The following is a 15,789-nucleotide window of genomic DNA, read 5'->3' on the forward strand; positions in this document are numbered from 1 at the left end:
AATCCGGGAAAAGGGGATCCGCATGGCAGCCGACGCGACATCCGGAAGCGGGAACACGCGCACCGCGGGCAGCACGGTGCCCGGCGCGGCCGAGGACGCGGCGGCGGTCGCGGAGCGGCACGCCGCCGCCCTCGCCGACGAGAGGATCGACTCCCGCTTCAAGGGCCTGCCGCCGGACGCCGAGGGGCTCACCGTGGGCGCACTCGCCGCGGAGGGCCGTCCGCTCTTCACCGGCGGATTCACCACCCCGCTGCTGACGCTCTCCGCCGAGTCGCTCGACGCCAACCTCGCGCTGCTGGAGACGTACACCGAGCGGCACGGGCTGGCCTTCGCGCCGCACGGCAAGACCTCGATGTCCCCGCAGCTCTTCGCCCGCCAACTCCGCCACGGCGCCTGGGGGATCACCGCCGCCGTCCCGCACCAGGCGCGGGTCTGCCGCGACCACGGCATCCGGCGGATCTTCCTCGCCAACGAGGTGGTGGACCCGGTCGCGCTGACCTGGCTGGCGGGCGAGCTGGACGCGGACCCGGAGTTCACCGTCGTCGTCTACGTCGACTCGGTGCGCGGGGTCGAGCTGATGGACGAGGCCCTGCGCGCGGCGGGTGCCCGCCGTGCGGTGGACGTGGTGGTGGAGCTGGGTGCGGGCGAGGGTGCCCGTACCGGCGTACGTACGGAGGCGGAGGGCGCGGCGGTCGCGGAGGCGGTAGCCGCCGTGTCCACGCTGCGGCTGGTCGGGGTCGCGGGTTACGAGGGCGAGGTGCCGGGGGCCACCACCGGGCGGGTCGGCGACTGGCTGCGCCGACTCGTCGCGCTCGCAGCGGAGTTCGACAGGGCGGGCCGGTTCGACGCACTCTCCGGGGACGAGGAGATCCTGGTGAGCGCGGGCGGCAGCGCCTGGTTCGACGTGGTCGCCGAGGTGTTCGCCGGGATTCCCGAACTGAGCCGCCCGGTGTGCAAGTTGCTGCGTTCCGGTGCGTACGTCTCGCACGACGACGGCCAGTACCGCAATCTCACGCCCTTCAACCGGGTCCCGGAGGAAGGAGAGTTGAAGCCCGCCTTCCGGCTGTGGACGCAGGTCGTCTCGCGTCCCACCGACGGCCAGGCGTTCGTCAACGCGGGGAAGCGGGACGCCGCCCACGACCTCCACCTCCCCGAGGCCCAGGTGGTCCGTTCGGCCCGGGACGGTTCGGTGCGGCCCGCGACCGGGATCACCGTCACCGGCCTCTCCGACCAGCACGGCTGGCTGGCCACCGAGCCGGGCACCGGTCTGGAGGTCGGCGACTGGGTCGGCCTGGGGCTCTCGCACCCGTGCACCTCCTTCGACAAGTGGCAGCTCATCCCGGTCGTGCGGGAGGACGGCACGGTGGCGGAGTACCTGCGCACCTACTTCTGAGCCGCCGCACCCCCGCAGGAACCCGTCGCACAGCCGCAACCACCCCCGGGAGAAACGCACATGGATCTCGTCATCCGCGACGCGCGCGTCATCGACGGCGGTGGCGGCCCGTCCTTCCGGGCGGACGTCGCCGTCGCCGGCGGGCGGATCGCCGCGATCCACCCGGAGGGCTCCCCGGGCCGGCGCCCGACCGGCCGCCGCACCCTGGAGGCGGACGGCCTCGCGCTGGCCCCCGGCTTCATCGACATGCACGCCCACAGCGACCTCGCGCTGCTCCGCGACCCCGACCACAGCGCGAAGGCCGCCCAGGGCGTGACGCTCGAAGTCCTGGGCCAGGACGGTCTGTCGTACGCCCCCGTCGACGACCGCACCCTCGCCGAGGTGCGCCGGACCATCGCCGGGTGGAACGGCGACGGCGAGGACGTCGACTTCGACTGGCGCACGGTCGGCGGGTACCTCGACCGGCTCGACGGGAACTTCGGCGGCGAGGGCATCGCCGTCAACGCCGCCTACCTCGTCCCGCAGGGCACGGTCCGGATGTACGCGGTGGGCTGGGAGGACCGCCCCGCGACCGGAGCCGAACTGGACCGGATGCGCGGGCTCGTCGCCCAGGGGATGCGGGAGGGCGCGGTCGGCATGTCGTCCGGCCTGACCTACACCCCCGGGATGTACGCGGACGACGCCGAACTCACCGAACTCTGCCGGGTGGTCGCCGACCACGGCGGGTACTACTGCCCGCACCACCGCTCGTACGGGGCGGGTGCGCTGGAGGCGTACGAGGAGATGGTGCGGCTCACCCGGAGGGCGGGGTGCGCCCTCCATCTCGCCCACGCCACCATGAACTTCGGAGTGAACGAGGGCCGCGCGCCCGAGCTGCTCGGCCTGCTCGACCGGGCGCTGGACGAGGGCGCCGACATCTCGCTGGACACGTACCCGTACACCCCCGGGTGCACCACGCTGGTGGCGATGCTGCCGAGCTGGTCGAGCGAGGGCGGCCCGGAGGCGACCCTGGCGCGGCTCGCGGACCCCGCCACGGCCGCGCGGATACGCCACGACCTGGAGGTCACCGGATCGGACGGCTGCCACGGGGTGCCGATCGACTGGGACACCATCGAGATCTCCGGCGTCACCTCCCCCGCACTCGCCGGATACGTGGGCCGCACGGTCGCCGCCTCGGCGCGGGAGCGCGGCGAGGAGCCGTGGGCCACCGCACGGCGGCTGCTGGCCGAGGACCGTCTCGGCTCCACGATCCTCCAGCACGTGGGGCACGAGGAGAACGTCCGGCGGATCATGCGCCACCGCGTGCACACCGGCGGCAGCGACGGCATCCTGCGCGGCGACAAGCCGCACCCGCGCGCGTACGGCACCTTCCCGCACTATCTCGGCCGTTACGCCAGGGAGTTGGGAGTCCTGACCCTGGAGGAGTGCGTGGCGCACCTGACCTCCCGCCCGGCGGCCCGGCTACGGCTCACGGACCGGGGGCTGGTCCGCGCCGGATACCGCGCCGATCTCGTACTCTTCGATCCTTCGACGGTGGCGGCAGGTTCGACCTTCGAGGCGCCCCGGACCCTGCCGGTGGGCATCCCGCACGTGCTGATCGACGGCCGGTTCGTCATCGAGAACGGGCGCAGGACCCAGGTGCTGGCGGGCCGCTCGGTCCGCTCGACCGCGCGTTGACCGGCGGCGCCCTCCCGGTGGTGTGCTTTCCCGAACCGTGCTCTCCCGGACCTTGCTCTCCCGAACCTTGCTCTCCCGGGCCGTGCGGGGGCCCGGGAAGGCACCAACTGCCTTACGGCTTGGGCAGGGCGCAGCCGCTGCGGGTGAGGTCGATCACGCTGCCGGGGCCGACGCAGGGCACGATGCCGTAGGTCTCCTGGGCGTAGTTGATGCCCTGGCGCACGGTGACCGTGCCGTTGGCGTCGACCTCGCACGGGTTGTTCTCCGTGCACTGCTCGCCGTCCTCGTTGCCGGTGTTGTTGACGGCGACGACCTTGCCGGTCGCGTTGTCGATCACCGGGGAGCCCGAGGTGCCGCCGATGGTCTGGCAGGCGGAGGTGTAGCGGACCGAGTCCTTCCAGGTCCACGCGCCTTCCTTGAGGCGGTAGACGAATCCGTCGACGGCACAGGAGTAGGTCCGCTTCCAGTAGCCGGACGCGACCGTGATCGCGGTGCCCTGGACGGGGTGGGTGGCGGAGAGCTCCAGGGCCTTGATGCCGTAGCTGCTCTCTATCTGGGCGTAGGTGCGGGTGAGCTGGTAGAGCGAGATGTCGGTGTCGGTCATCGTGCCGTAGGCGATCTTGCTTGCGCGCAGGGTGCCGACGCCGGTGCCGGACGCGTTGAGCAGCGTGAAGGAGCGGGTGGACGCCCGGTTCACGACGACCTGCCCGGCGGCCGGGAAGCCGGTCTCCAGGCAGTGGCCGTTGGAGAGGACCAGCGCGGGATCGGTGGGCAGCGCGGTGGGGGTACGGACGACGGAGCCGGAACAGTTGCTCAGCGCCACGGTGCCGGCGAAACCGACCGCCTGCACACCGGCGACGGCCGGGGCCGCGAGCGCACCGGCGGTCGGCGCGGACGTGCCGGCGGACGCCGCGGACTTGCCGACGGGCGCCGACGAGGCAGGTGTGGCGCGCGCCCCGGTGTCGGTGGCGGCGACGGCCGGTACCGCACCGGCACCGAGCAGAAGGGCGCTCAGGAGCGCGGCGACGAGAGGCTTTTTCATGGGGGGTCCCCTCCGATGACCTGATGCGCGGGCACTCCTGGTCGGGCGGGCCCGCGCACGCGTGGCCGGAGATCTTCCGGCCTTGGCATGAGCATGGTCACGCACCCCCGGGACCCCCACAAGGGGCGGAATCAAGCCGTGCCCGACAGCTTCCGGCAGGCCCGGGAGCCGCCGGGGGCGCACAGCTTCCACCCCGAGGGGGCCCGCCCGGCGGCCGGTCCCGGTTCAGACCCCGGCCGCCGCCGCTTCCCTGGCGTAGGTCACGGCCTGGAGCAGCGAGAGGCCCGGTTCGGCCTTGCGCAGCGCCTTGATCGCTTCGGTGGAGTCGGCGGGGCCCGTATGGCCGGCCGCCGCGAGCCGCTCGCGCACCCACCGGACGCGCAGCTCCGCCTCGGGGCGGTCGGCGTACGGCTCGACGAGAGCGAGCGCGCGCTCCAGGCCCGGGCGGTCGGCGGGAGGTGCCGCAGCCAGTTCCTCGCGGAGCGCGCCGAGAATGCCGGTGGCATCGTGCAGGACGAGGACGGCGAGGTGGTTCTTCACGAGAAGGCTCATGACCGCACCCTTCCCGGGGCGCCCTGCGCCGGTGCGCGGGTTGAGCAACATCTGAGGCAACGCACCCCCGCACCCCCGCACCCCCGCACCCATGGCACCCGCCGCGCCCACCGCCCGCGCGTCCCGTACGTGCGTCCGGACCCACCCCACCCGGACGTATGAGCGTGCGAGCGAGGGGCCCGCGTGGCGCATCTCACCCGCGGCTGCGACACACCCGCATTCCAAGCCGCACCACCGGCACGACCGGGCGTTCCCACGGCACACCCGCCCGGCCGCATGGCGATGGAAGCCTCGGCGGCCGACCGGTCCGCCCGCGGAGGGGCCGCCGGAACGCGAGTCCCGAGCACACCGCGAAACACCGCCGTAAGCTCGCGGACATGCAGGTCATCCAGTCCACGAAGCTCGCCAACGTCTGCTACGAGATCAGGGGCCCCGTGCTGGAGGAGGCGATGCGGCTGGAAGCGGCCGGTCAGCGCATCCTCAAGCTGAACACGGGCAACCCGGCGGCGTTCGGTTTCGAGTGCCCGCCCGAGATCCTCGAAGACATCCTGCGCAACGTCGCGGGGGCACACGGATACGGCGACGCGAAGGGCCTGCTGTCGGCGCGCCGGGCCGTGATGCAGCACTACCAGACCAAGGGCATCCCGCTGGACGTCGAGGACATCTACCTCGGCAACGGTGTCTCCGAGCTGATCCAGATGTCGATGCAGGCGCTGCTGGACGACGGCGACGAGGTCCTCGTACCGGCGCCGGACTACCCCCTCTGGACCGCCTCGGTCTCGCTGGCGGGCGGTACGGCGGTGCACTACCGCTGCGACGAGCAGGCCGACTGGATGCCGGACCTCGCCGACATCGAGCGGAAGATCACGGACCGCACCAAGGCCATCGTGATCATCAACCCGAACAACCCGACCGGCGCCGTCTACGACGACGAGATGCTGCGCGGACTGACGGAGATCGCGCGCCGCCACTCCCTGGTGGTCTGCTCCGACGAGATCTACGACCGCATCCTCTACGACGGCGCCACCCACACCCCGACCGCGGCAATCGCCCCGGACCTGCTGGTCCTCACCTTCAACGGTCTGTCGAAGAACTACCGGGTGGCCGGATACCGCTCCGGGTGGCTGGCGGTGTGCGGGCCGAAGGAGCATGCCTCCTCGTACATCGAGGGGCTGACCATCCTCGCCAACATGCGGCTCTGCGCCAACATGCCGGCCCAGCACGCGGTGGCGACGGCGCTCGGCGGCCGGCAGTCGATCGACGATCTCGTGCTGCCGGGCGGCCGGATCCTGGAACAGCGGGACGTGGCGTACGACCTGCTGACGCAGATCCCCGGGGTGACCTGCGTGAAGCCGAAGGGCGCCCTCTACCTCTTCCCCCGGCTCGATCCGAAGGTCTACAAGATCAAGGACGACCGGCAGATGGTGCTGGACCTGCTGCGGGCCGAGAAGATCATGGTGGTGCACGGCACCGGGTTCAACTGGCCGGAACCCGACCATTTCCGGGTGGTCACACTGCCCTCGGCGGAGGACCTCCGGGACGCGGTGACGCGGATCGCGCACTTCCTGGACGGTTACAGCCAGCCGTGATCGCGGGCCGCCGAAGGCCCTGAGCGCCGGGCCCCCGGACGTGAGCGGAAGCCGTGAGCGCCGGGGCCGCCGCCGGACGTGAGCGAAGGGGTGAGCGCGGGGCCCGTCCCGCGACGGGGTCCCGGTGCCCGCAGCGGCCCGCGGCCTCGGGCGGCCGGAGCCAGCCGCGCGGTTCAGACGGCGCGGAACCAGCCGCGGTGTTCGGACGGCCAGGACCCGCTGCGGGGTTCAGACGGCCGGAACCAGCCGCGGGGTTCCGGCCGCGGTCGACAGCGCTTCGGCGTGCGCGTCCATCCGTTCCGCCGCGAGGATCGCCGCGCCGGTGTCGGCGCGCGACGCCGCCACCACGAGCGCCCGGCCCGCGAGGGCGTGGGCGCGGCGGTGCAGGGCGGCGGGCGGGGCGTCGATCAGCCCGGCGTGCCGGGCCGGGGGCGTGCCACGCAGCCGGGACACCTGCTCGGCGATGCGGTCCCCGGCCGCGTCGAGCCCCAGCTCGTCGGTGACGGAGAGCAGGGCGGCGAGGTGACCGGCGAGCTGGATGTCCAGCTCCTCCTCGCGGCTGCGGTGCGGGAATCCGGCGGTGTCGGCCGGTGTGTGCACCGACGGGGTGCGGATCGGCTCGTACATGGGTGGCCTCCAGGTTCTGCTGGATAACCATCCTATCTTAGAATCAGTCTAAAGTTGTCCATGCTCTTGCATCATGGGGGGATGGGGGCCCGGGGGAAAGGCGCCGGACGAAGAGCGACCTGCCCCGCCGACCGGCCACCCTCGAACATCCCGGAACCGCGAACACCCCGGAACCGCGAACATCCCGGAACCGGACAGCCCGGACCTGAACAACACGGACCCCGAACAGCACGGCCCCCGGAACCGCAGGGTCTCCGGGGGCCGTTGACGCTTTCACTCAAGGGGACGCATCGAACCTCAGCCCAGGCGCTGGACCAATGCCCGGTATTCGTCCCACAGTTCCTTCGGCGTGTGGTCGCCGAAGGTGTTGAGGTGTTCGGGGACCAGCGCCGCCTCCTCGCGCCAGACCTCCTTGTCGACGGTGAGCAGGAAGTCCAACTCCGCTTCGGAGAGCCCGAGTCCGTCGGTGTCGAGCGATCCCTTGGCCGGCAGGATGCCGATCGGCGACTCCACACCCTCGGCCGTGCCCTCCAGCCGCTCGACGATCCACTTGAGCACCCGGCTGTTCTCGCCGAACCCGGGCCAGACGAACCGGCCCGCGTCGTCCTTGCGGAACCAGTTCACGTAGTAGATCTTCGGCAGCTTCGACTGGTCGGGCTTGTCCGCGCCCACCTTGATCCAGTGCTTCATGTAGTCGCCCATGTTGTAGCCGCAGAACGGCAGCATGGCGAACGGGTCGCGGCGCAGTTCGCCGACCTTGCCCTCGGCGGCGGCGGTCTTCTCGGAGGCGACGTTGGCGCCGAGGAAGACGCCGTGCTGCCAGGTGAAGGACTCGGTGACCAGCGGTACGGCGGTGGCGCGGCGCCCCCCGAAGAGGATGGCCGAGATGGGCACGCCCTTCGGGTCCTCCCACTCCGGGGCGATGATCGGGCACTGGCCGGCCGGGACGGTGAAGCGGGCGTTGGGGTGGGCGGCGGGAACGCCGGACGCGGGGGTCCAGTCGTTGCCCTTCCAGTCGGTGAGGTGCGCGGGCGGCTCCTCGGTCATGCCCTCCCACCAGACGTCGCCGTCGTCGGTGAGCGCGACGTTGGTGAAGACGGAGTTGCCCCACATGGTCTTCATGGCGTTGGCGTTGGTGTGCTCGCCGGTGCCGGGCGCGACACCGAAGAAGCCTGCCTCGGGGTTGATCGCGTAGAGCCGGCCGTCCTCACCGAAGCGCATCCAGGCGATGTCGTCACCGATGGTCTCGACGCTCCAGCCGGAGATGGTGGGTTCCAGCATCGCGAGGTTGGTCTTGCCGCAGGCGCTCGGGAACGCGGCAGCTACGTACTTCGGCTCCCCGCGCGGCGGAGTGAGTTTGAGGATCAGCATGTGCTCGGCGAGCCAGCCCTCGTCGCGCGCCATGACGGAGGCGATGCGCAGCGCGTAACACTTCTTGCCCAGCAGGGCGTTGCCGCCGTAGCCGGAGCCGTACGACCAGATCTCGCGGTCCTCGGGGAAGTGCGAGATGTACTTCGTGGCGTTGCACGGCCACGGTACGTCCGCCTGGCCTTCGGCGAGCGGGGCGCCGAGGGTGTGCACCGCCTTCACGAAGAAGCCGTCGGTGCCGAGTTCGTCGAGGACCTCCCGCCCCATCCGCGTCATGGTTCGCATGGAGACGGCGACGTACGCGGAGTCGGTGAGTTCCACGCCGATCGCGGAGAGCGGGGAGCCGACCGGGCCCATGCAGAAGGGCACGACGTAGAGGGTGCGGCCCCGCATCGAGCCCCGGAAGATGCCCTGTTCGCCGGAGAAGATCTCCCGCATCTCGGCGGGGTCCTTCCAGTGGTTGGTCGGGCCCGCGTCCGCTTCCTTCGCGGAGCAGATGAAGGTGCGGTCCTCGACGCGGGCGACGTCGCTCGGGTCGGAGGCGGCGTAGTAGGAGTTCGGGCGCAGCGTCGCGTCCAGCTTCGTGAAGGTGCCCTTGGCAACGAGTTCCTCGCACAGGCGCTCGTACTCGGCTTCGGAGCCGTCGCACCAGACCACACGGTCCGGCTGGGTGAGGGCCGCGATCTCGTCGACCCAGGAGACGAGCTCCTGGTGCCGGGTGGGAAGAGGGGAGGGAGCTGCGATGTCGCGCGCCACGATCGCTCCTTGTCGAGGGTGGATTTCGTTGATGCCCCGTGGGGGCTTCGACCCGGATGCTTCGACTGCGTCATCCCTGGCGCTCATCCGGTGCCGACCGCACTCATTTGATCATCCGCCGGGACCGCCCATCTGTCCAGGGGGCCTCACATGTGAGCATCACCACTCGCCGTGTCGGCTTCGACACCCTCGGATCAGGGCCCCCCGGGGGCGCCGGAAGCCCAGAAGCTCCGGGAGACATCGGGAATGTTCGGGAGAATGCGGGACTTCCCGGAGCTCCGGAGTGCGGCCACCGTCGGCCGGACCGTGAACACCGCCTCCCCCAGGCGGTACTTCCGGACCGTGAACACCGCCACCCATAGGCGGTACTTACGGAGGCGTAGGTAGCATGCGGACATGACTGCTGCCGGTGCGTCCGCACCCGAAACCGCCGTCCTGGACGCAGTGCCGATCAAGCCACGGATGCGCGGCTGGCTGCACGCCGGAATGTTTCCCGCGGTGCTGGTCGCGGGGCTGGCGCTCATCACGCTCACGGACAGCACCAGGGGGCGGATCGCCTGCGCGGTGTACGTCCTCAGCGCCTGCCTGCTCTTCGGCGTGAGCGCGGTCTACCACCGCGGCACCTGGGGCCCGCGCGGCGAGGCGGTGCTCCGGCGGCTGGACCACGCGAACATCTTCCTGATCATCGCGGGCACGTACACCCCGCTCACCCTGCTCCTGCTGCCGGAGTCCACCGGGCGTCCGCTGCTCTGGGCGGTCTGGGCGGCGGCGCTGGCGGGGATCGCGTTCCGGGTGTTCTGGGTCGGCGCACCGCGCTGGCTCTACACGCCCTGCTACATCGCGATGGGCTGGGCGGCCGTCTTCTTCCTGCCGGACTTCATGCGGGCCGGCGGCGTCGCCGTCCTGGTCCTCGTGGTCGTCGGCGGGGTGCTCTACAGCGCGGGAGGCGTGATCTACGGCCTCAAGCGGCCCAATCCCTCACCGCGGTTCTTCGGCTTCCACGAGGTCTTCCATTCGCTGACCCTCGCCGCGTTCGCCGCCCACTACGTGGGCATCTCGATCGTCGCCTACCAGCACGGCTGATCGTTTCCGCAGGTACGTCCGAGACGGCTGTGGCCGCGGCCCCGCAAGGCCGCGGCCACAGCCGTCCTCGGGATCGGCACGCTCAGCCGCCCAGTCGCCGGCTCAGCTCCTCCGCGTCCGTCGTCGGGGTCTCGCAGACGAAGTGGCGGCAGACGTACGCGGTCGGCTCCCCGCCCACCAGCGCCCGGTCCGCCAGCAGCGGGAACTCCCCGCCGCCCGGCTCCCCCGCCGCGACGACCGCGCCCGGCGCCCGTCCCAGCAGCGCCGTACGGTGCAGCTCACCGCCGACCGGCCCGGCCACCGCCACCTCGCGGGGCCCGTCGAGCAGTGCCTCGGCGGCGGCCAGCCCCCAGCCCACGAACCGGGGGGCGCGCGGCCCGAGCGCCTTCACCACCCCGAGCGCGCCCTCGGCCGCCGTGCGGTGCGGCTCGGAGCCGGTGTGCGCCGCGTACGACAGGAGCGCACCGGCCGCCGCCGTCCAGCCGGACGGGGTGGCGTTGTCGGTGGGGTCCTGCGGGCGGCGGATCAGCTTCTCGGCGTCGTCCGCCGTGTCGTACAGCTGCCCGCCCTCCCCGCCGAACCGGGTCAGCACCACGTCGAGCAGCAGCCCGGCGAACTCCAGCCAGACCCCCTCGCCGGTCACCGACGCCAGCGCGAGGAAGCCCTCGGCGACGTCCGCGTAGTCCTCCAGCACCCCGCTGTTCTCCCCGGCCCGCCCGTCCATCGAGGTGCGGCAGAGCCGGCCGTTCTCGCCCAGGTGCACGCGTACCAGCAGGTCGGCGGCCTCGGTGGCCCGCTCCACCAGATCGGGGCGGTCGAAGTACGCCCCCGTCTCGGCCAGGGCCGCGACGGCCAGGCCGTTCCAGGCCGCGACCACTTTGTCGTCCCGCCCCGGCCGCGGCCGCAGCTCCCGGGCGGCCAGCAGCCGGGCCCGGACGGAGACGATCCGCTCGGCGTCGGCGGCGTCGTCGGCGTCATCATCGGTGCCGTCCTCCGCCGCATCCGCCGCATCCGCCGCATCCACCGCCTTCGCCGGCGTGCCGACGTCGAGCCGCAGCACCGAGGAACCCTCCTCGAAGGTGCCCTCCTCGGTCACCCCGAAGCGGGCCGCGGCGAACGCCCCGTCCTCCTCGCCGAGCACCTCGCGGAGCTGGGCGGGCGTCCACACGTAGAACGCGCCCTCCACGTGCCGGCCCGCGGCGTCCTCGCTGTCCGCGTCGAGCGCCGAAGCGAAGCCGCCCTCGGTCGTCCGCAGCTCCCTGACCAGGAAGTCCGCCGTCTCCAGCGCCACCCGGCGGGCCAGGCCCGACCCGGTCGACCGCCACAGATGCGCGTACACCCGGCAGAGCAGCGCGTTGTCGTAGAGCATCTTCTCGAAGTGCGGGACCGTCCACTCCCGGTCCACCGCGTACCGCGCGAACCCGCCGCCGAGCTGGTCGTAGATGCCGCCCATCGCCATCGCCACACAGCTGTCCGCGGCCATCTGGAGGGCGCCCTCGGAGCCGGTACGGGCGTGGTGGCGCAGCAGGAACTCGATCACCATCGACGGCGGGAACTTCGGCGCACCGCCGAACCCGCCGTGCGTGTCGTCGTAGTCCCGGGTCAGCCCCAGCAGCGCCCGCCCCAGGTCCGACTCGTCCGGCACGCCCTGCCCGCCGTGAGCGAGCGAGCGCCCGGCCAGGTCCGCCACGATGTGCCCGGCCACCTCGGCGACCTCCCCGCGCCGCTCGGTCCACGCGGCGGACACCCCTTCCAGCACCTGCCGGAACGACGCCATGCCGTGCCGGGGCTCGGGCGGGAAGTACGTACCGAAGTAGAAGGGCTCGGCGTCCGCCGTCAGGAACACGGTCATCGGCCACCCGCCCTGCCCGGTCGCCGCCTGCACCGCCTCCATGTACACGGCGTCGACGTCCGGCCGCTCCTCCCGGTCCACCTTCACCGGGACGAAGTGGGCGTTGAGGTAGGCGGCCGTGTCCTCGTCCTCGAAGGATTCGTGCGCCATGACGTGGCACCAGTGGCAGCTGGCGTACCCGACGCTCAGCAGGACGGGTACGTCACGGCGCTTGGCTTCCTCGAACGCCTCGGGCGACCACGGCCACCAGTCGACCGGGTTGTCCGCGTGCTGGAGGAGATACGGGGAGGTGGTGTGCGCGAGTCGGTTGACCATGGCCCAATCCTTGCGTACCGGGGGTGGCGGCGGGGGGACGGGCTCACCGCCTCCGTCGAGAAGGAACCGGACGAGCGCGCCCGTGCCACATCCGCGAGTGCGCGGATGCGGTGCCCGGAGGGGGCTTCCCGGCGTGAGCGGGCCCCTGCTCCCGTAGACGCCGAGCAGTCGCACGCTGGCGCCGGTCCGAGGCACCGAACCCTCTCTCGGACAGTTCACCGCAGTGGGCGGCCCAGGATCTGGCGCACGTCCTCGTATCGGGCTGCTGCACGAGTACGACGGCTGGGACACGGGGGCCGAGACACGGGGCCGAGAGACGGCCGGGCTCACCGGAGGCTCTGACGTCCATCCGGCGGCGAGCCGGGTCGGCGCCCGGTGAGGCGGGCCACCGGGAGCAGTCCGGCGGTCAGGAGCAGCCCGCCGACCGGCAGCAGGTCGAGGTCGACCGAGAAGAGGAGGAAGCCCGCGAGCACCAGCAGAGGGCTCCGCACCGGCAGCGCTCGAGGCGTGGCGGCCACCGGCAGGATGAGCAGAACCAGCCAGCCGATCTGGAAGGCGAGCGGGCCCGCCGGTTCCAGCGGTTCGGGCAGGGGCGCGGCGTCGTCCAGGGCCGCGAACAGATCGCCGAGAATCACCCAGAGGAAACAGGCGATCCCGAACAGGCTGACCGCCGCGGCCGCGTCAGCGGCGTGACGCCCGTGCCCGGTGGTGGCGCGGGCGATCCGCCACAGCCGGAACGTCACCGCACCGAAGAGTAGGAAGCCGGCGAAGAACAGGGTGTGCCCGACGTTCCAGGCAAGCCCCGGCCCGTGCTTTCCGTCCAGCCCGTCGACGAGGCGCAGAACGCCGTAGAGCACCAGCAGAAGCGGGGCGACGAGGACGGCGGCGTTGCGGCCGCCCGCGGGTGTCGGAGTCATGCGAGCAGACTCGCAGCCGCCCGGCACCCTGCCTATCGGGGACGTCCCCACCCGATCCTGGAAGGCCCCCTAGGGGCCTGAGGGGAGGCGAGGGCACAGCCTCGCGCCCCGCGCCGGAAGACCGTGGCGCGGGGCGGGTCGAGGTGTCGCCCCGGGGGGCGACGCCCGGGTACTACTTCCCGCCGGCTCCGGCGGAAGCGGTTCCCGAAGCGGCACCGGTCCCGGCGGCGGGCGCCTCGGTCTCGTCCGGAGTCTCCTCGAAGTTCACCCGGCCCATGTGGCGGTTCATGGACTTCATCAGCAGCCACACGCCGGCGGCGAGCGCGGCGAAGACGAGGAAGCCGAGAACGCCGGGGGTCACCTTGTTCTTGTCGAGCTCGTCGGCGGCCAGCGGGACGAGATGCGTCAGTGCCTGGGTGGAGTACATATCAGGCATTGTCGCGGATGCCCGCGAAGAGATCGCTCTCGGGGAGGGAGGTATCGACGCCGGACTTCACAAGCTCGTACTCCTCGGTCGGCCAGACCTCCTTCTGCACGTCCATCGGCACGCGGAACCAGCCGCCCTCCGGGTCGATCTGCGTGGCGTGGGCGATGAGCGCCCGGTCACGCACCTCGAAGAAGTCCGCGCACGGGATGTGCGTGGTCAGGGTGCGTTCGGTGTGCTGCATCTCGTCCCAGCGCTTCAGCCAGTCGCCGTACGGGGACTCCAGGCCGCGCGCCAGGAGCGCCTCGTGCAGGGCGAGGGTGCGGGGCCGGTTGAAGCCCTGGTTGTAGTAGAGCTTCCGCGGTTCCCAGACGGGGCCGAACTCGTCCTCGGGGAAGCGCTCCTTGTCGTTCGCACCGTCGAACGCGATCATCGTGATCTTGTGGGTCATGATGTGGTCGGGGTGCGGGTAGCCGCCGTTCTCGTCGTACGTGGTGACGACCTGCGGGCGGAACGAACGGATCCGGGCGACGAGACGCCCTGCGGCGGTCTCCTCGTCCTCCAGCGCGAAGCAGCCCTCGGGAAGCGGGGGCAGCGGGTCGCCCTCGGGGAGGCCGGAGTCGACGAAGCCGAGCCATTCCTGCTGGACGCCGAGAATCGCGCGGGCCTCGTCCATCTCCTTCCTGCGCACCTCGTGGATGTTCTCCTCGATGTACGCGTCTCCCTGGAGCCGGGGGTTGAGGATGGAACCACGTTCACCACCGGTGCAGGTGACGACCATGACGTCCACCCCCTCGGACACGTACTTGGCCATGGTGGCCGCGCCCTTGCTCGACTCGTCGTCGGGGTGGGCGTGGACGGCCATCAGGCGCAGCTGCTCGGTCAAGACTCGGTCCTCAGTTATTTGTCGCGATGGGCAACTCCTATAGTGACCGAACGGGAAGGTGGAAAATTCCTCGATTCCCCGCACAGGAGGAACGATCATGACGGCGCTGCGCGAGGCCACACCCGAGGGCCGGTACGGCCGGAGCCGGGACCAGCAGGCCGACCGCAAGCTCCGGGTGACCGGCGCGGTCCTGGGTGCTGCGCTGGTCGGCGTGATCGTCTGGATCGGCGTGGACTACATCGGCGGTACGGACATCAGCGCCGAGCTGATCAAGTCCAAGGTCGTCTCCGACGAGCGGGCCGAGGCCCACCTCGAAGTGCACAAGGACAAGGACTCCGACGGCTTCTGCACGGTGCGCGCCCTGGACGCGGCGGGCAGCGAGGTGGCCCGCAAGGACTTCCGCTTCGACCAGCACGTGGGTCGTATCGACGAGGTCGTGGCGCTGCGGACGACGGCCCGGGCCAGTGCGGTGGAGCTGGTGGGCTGCACCAGCGGCGGCTCGGCGGGCTGAGCCGCCGGCGCTCCGCTCGCGGCGGACCACCATGGGCGCCCCCGTGCCGCCCGTACTGTCCGCCACGCCTCCATCGGCACCGGGTGACCTTCTCCCCCTTTGCCCGGGAAATTGTTAGGCTCGTGGTTTCGCCCACCCGTGAGGGAACAAGCTCGGGGTAGGGCGATGCTTTGTATTCCCAGCACCGACGAGGAGCACCTGTGACCCAGACCAGCGAAAACGTCACCTGGCTCACGCAGGAGGCGTACAACCAGCTCAAGGCGGAGCTGGAGTACCTGTCTGGTCCCGCGCGCACGGAGATCTCCGTAAAGATCGCGGCGGCCCGTGAGGAGGGCGACCTCCGCGAGAACGGCGGGTACCACGCGGCCAAGGAAGAGCAGGGCAAGATGGAGCTCCGGGTGCGCCAGCTCACCCAGCTCCTGGAGCACGCGAAGGTCGGCGAGGCACCGGCCGACGACGGTGTGGTCGAGCCCGGCATGGTCGTGACGATCGCCTTCGACGGCGACGAGGACGACACGGTGACCTTCCTGCTCGCCTCCCGTGAGTACGCGAGCACGGAGATCGAGACGTACTCGCCGCAGTCGCCGCTCGGCAGGGGCGTCAACGGCAAGCGCATGGGCGACGACGCCGAGTACGAGCTGCCCAACGGCAAGAAGGCCACGGTGAAGATCCTGTCGGCCAAGCCGTACACCGGCTGAGCCCCCGAGCCTCCCGCGTCGGCGCGACCAAGCTCGCCGTCGACCACATGATCACCGGCGAGGCCGCCGCCCACGGGCTGGCCGCCGTATCGCTGCGCT

The 15,789-nt window shown here is 71.6% G+C and carries 14 protein-coding genes; 6 read left to right on the top strand and 8 right to left on the bottom strand.

Annotated features, from left to right (window positions below; translation table 11 throughout):
• Positions 1-22 precede the first annotated feature (22 nt).
• Positions 23-1,393 (top strand): amino acid deaminase, encoded by a 1,371-nt coding sequence (locus tag ACWCSV_RS27425; RefSeq protein WP_451146621.1) that lies wholly within the window; start codon positions 23-25, stop codon positions 1,391-1,393.
• Between the two features lie 60 nt (positions 1,394-1,453).
• The gene (locus tag ACWCSV_RS27430; protein WP_451146623.1) at positions 1,454-3,070 is read left to right on the top strand and encodes an N-acyl-D-amino-acid deacylase family protein; all 1,617 of its coding nucleotides are present in this window, start codon (positions 1,454-1,456) and stop codon (positions 3,068-3,070) included.
• Positions 3,071-3,182: 112 nt separating this feature from the next.
• On the opposite strand, the gene ACWCSV_RS27435 is transcribed toward ACWCSV_RS27430, so the two are convergent.
• Positions 3,183-4,112, bottom strand: coding sequence for a S1 family peptidase (locus ACWCSV_RS27435; RefSeq protein WP_451146625.1), 930 nt, complete (start codon positions 4,110-4,112; stop codon positions 3,183-3,185).
• Between the two features lie 225 nt (positions 4,113-4,337).
• A complete protein-coding gene (locus ACWCSV_RS27440) occupies positions 4,338-4,664 on the bottom strand; it encodes a hypothetical protein (protein WP_451146627.1) in 327 nt (108 codons plus the stop codon).
• 377 nt (positions 4,665-5,041) lie between these two features.
• Here ACWCSV_RS27440 and ACWCSV_RS27445 point away from each other — a divergent pair, with 377 nt between their 5' ends.
• Positions 5,042-6,253 carry a pyridoxal phosphate-dependent aminotransferase gene (locus tag ACWCSV_RS27445; protein ID WP_386887691.1) on the top strand — a complete coding sequence of 404 codons (1,212 nt, stop codon included), beginning with the start codon at positions 5,042-5,044 and terminating at the stop codon, positions 6,251-6,253.
• A 228-nt stretch (positions 6,254-6,481) separates the two neighbouring features.
• Here the strand turns inward: ACWCSV_RS27445 and ACWCSV_RS27450 are convergent, their stop codons facing one another.
• The gene (locus tag ACWCSV_RS27450) at positions 6,482-6,880 is read right to left on the bottom strand and encodes an SCO4983 family protein (protein WP_451146629.1); all 399 of its coding nucleotides are present in this window, start codon (positions 6,878-6,880) and stop codon (positions 6,482-6,484) included.
• 297 nt (positions 6,881-7,177) lie between these two features.
• Positions 7,178-9,004: a phosphoenolpyruvate carboxykinase (GTP) gene (locus ACWCSV_RS27455; protein ID WP_451146631.1), complete on the bottom strand. Its 1,827-nt coding sequence runs from the start codon at positions 9,002-9,004 to the stop codon at positions 7,178-7,180.
• 396 nt (positions 9,005-9,400) lie between these two features.
• Between ACWCSV_RS27455 and trhA the strand changes: the two genes are divergently transcribed.
• Entirely contained in the window at positions 9,401-10,087 is a 687-nt protein-coding gene (trhA, locus tag ACWCSV_RS27460; protein ID WP_451146633.1) for a PAQR family membrane homeostasis protein TrhA, read from the top strand.
• 82 nt (positions 10,088-10,169) lie between these two features.
• Here the strand turns inward: trhA and ACWCSV_RS27465 are convergent, their stop codons facing one another.
• The 4 genes from ACWCSV_RS27465 to mca form a co-directional block, all read right to left on the bottom strand.
• The gene (locus ACWCSV_RS27465) at positions 10,170-12,254 is read right to left on the bottom strand and encodes a thioredoxin domain-containing protein (RefSeq protein ID WP_451146635.1); all 2,085 of its coding nucleotides are present in this window, start codon (positions 12,252-12,254) and stop codon (positions 10,170-10,172) included.
• Positions 12,255-12,580: 326 nt separating this feature from the next.
• The gene (locus ACWCSV_RS27470; protein WP_451146637.1) at positions 12,581-13,171 is read right to left on the bottom strand and encodes a hypothetical protein; all 591 of its coding nucleotides are present in this window, start codon (positions 13,169-13,171) and stop codon (positions 12,581-12,583) included.
• Positions 13,172-13,343: 172 nt separating this feature from the next.
• Positions 13,344-13,598 carry a hypothetical protein gene (locus ACWCSV_RS27475; RefSeq protein WP_451146639.1) on the bottom strand — a complete coding sequence of 85 codons (255 nt, stop codon included), beginning with the start codon at positions 13,596-13,598 and terminating at the stop codon, positions 13,344-13,346.
• Position 13,599: 1 nt separating this feature from the next.
• On the bottom strand, positions 13,600-14,481 hold the full coding sequence (gene mca, locus ACWCSV_RS27480; RefSeq protein WP_451146641.1) for a mycothiol conjugate amidase Mca: 882 nt from the start codon (positions 14,479-14,481) through the stop codon (positions 13,600-13,602).
• Between the two features lie 97 nt (positions 14,482-14,578).
• On the opposite strand from mca, the gene ACWCSV_RS27485 reads away from it, so the two are divergent.
• The gene (locus ACWCSV_RS27485) at positions 14,579-14,992 is read left to right on the top strand and encodes a DUF4307 domain-containing protein (RefSeq protein WP_451146643.1); all 414 of its coding nucleotides are present in this window, start codon (positions 14,579-14,581) and stop codon (positions 14,990-14,992) included.
• Between the two features lie 200 nt (positions 14,993-15,192).
• On the top strand, positions 15,193-15,690 hold the full coding sequence (greA, locus tag ACWCSV_RS27490; RefSeq protein ID WP_451146645.1) for a transcription elongation factor GreA: 498 nt from the start codon (positions 15,193-15,195) through the stop codon (positions 15,688-15,690).
• Positions 15,691-15,789 lie beyond the last annotated feature (99 nt).

The sequence above is a fragment of the Streptomyces sp. NPDC001770 genome, assembly GCF_053596135.1.

Excerpts from the sequence above, each read along its gene's own strand:
- trhA (WP_451146633.1), top strand. The coding sequence starts at position 9,401 with ATGACTGCTGCCGGTGCGTCCGCACCCGAAACCGCCGTCCTGGACGCA.
- ACWCSV_RS27425 (WP_451146621.1), top strand. The coding sequence starts at position 23 with ATGGCAGCCGACGCGACATCCGGAAGCGGGAACACGCGCACCGCGGGC.
- ACWCSV_RS27470 (WP_451146637.1), bottom strand. The coding sequence starts at position 13,171 with ATGACTCCGACACCCGCGGGCGGCCGCAACGCCGCCGTCCTCGTCGCC.
- ACWCSV_RS27430 (WP_451146623.1), top strand. The coding sequence starts at position 1,454 with ATGGATCTCGTCATCCGCGACGCGCGCGTCATCGACGGCGGTGGCGGC.
- ACWCSV_RS27450 (WP_451146629.1), bottom strand. The coding sequence starts at position 6,880 with ATGTACGAGCCGATCCGCACCCCGTCGGTGCACACACCGGCCGACACC.
- ACWCSV_RS27440 (WP_451146627.1), bottom strand. The coding sequence starts at position 4,664 with ATGAGCCTTCTCGTGAAGAACCACCTCGCCGTCCTCGTCCTGCACGAT.
- ACWCSV_RS27475 (WP_451146639.1), bottom strand. The coding sequence starts at position 13,598 with ATGTACTCCACCCAGGCACTGACGCATCTCGTCCCGCTGGCCGCCGAC.
- ACWCSV_RS27465 (WP_451146635.1), bottom strand. The coding sequence starts at position 12,254 with ATGGTCAACCGACTCGCGCACACCACCTCCCCGTATCTCCTCCAGCAC.
- ACWCSV_RS27445 (WP_386887691.1), top strand. The coding sequence starts at position 5,042 with ATGCAGGTCATCCAGTCCACGAAGCTCGCCAACGTCTGCTACGAGATC.
- ACWCSV_RS27435 (WP_451146625.1), bottom strand. The coding sequence starts at position 4,112 with ATGAAAAAGCCTCTCGTCGCCGCGCTCCTGAGCGCCCTTCTGCTCGGT.
- ACWCSV_RS27485 (WP_451146643.1), top strand. The coding sequence starts at position 14,579 with ATGACGGCGCTGCGCGAGGCCACACCCGAGGGCCGGTACGGCCGGAGC.